The 479-nt window shown below is 50.1% G+C and carries 1 protein-coding gene; it reads right to left on the reverse strand.

Translation table 11 applies throughout. From position 1 onward, the window contains the following. Window positions 1–355: response regulator (locus tag EXE45_RS17845; protein WP_137695116.1), on the reverse strand; the 355-nt coding region annotated here is incomplete at its 3' end. Window positions 356–479 lie beyond the last annotated feature (124 nt).

The following is a 479-nucleotide window of genomic DNA, read 5'->3' on the forward strand; positions in this document are numbered from 1 at the left end:
CCAATACAGTGTACTGATCCCTGCCACCTTGTTTTTGAATATAGTCGGTGACGCCAGCCGAAATTGCCTCACTGGCGATCTCTTCGGATCCCTTGCCAGTAAACAAAATCACGGGGAGGTTCGGCGCTATCTCACGGATGCGTTCTAGAAAGTCGATCCCGTCTTTGTTCGGCATATCATAGTCAGTGATGATACAATCGAACTCAGTGAGAGCAAACTGGTCGAATGCGTCATTGGGACTCGTTGCTGTCTGGACAGCAAAGTCATCAGCCTCACGCTCCAGAAATTCCGTCACTAGGTCAGCGAAAGCACGGTCGTCATCAACATGAAGAATATTGACTGTACTCTCTTCCATAGTGAGTCGGAATACAACCGGCCCTAAGAAGATACCGTCCAGTTCTCCACGGCTTAGAATCTCATATCTCGTGTTTCACCCGATTTGGCAGCGCGCGCATCCGACGGTGACGTTGTTTTGCCGC

Source organism: Halorubrum sp. SP9, assembly GCF_005435015.1.
Classification (GTDB): Archaea; Halobacteriota; Halobacteria; order Halobacteriales; family Haloferacaceae; genus Halorubrum; species Halorubrum sodomense.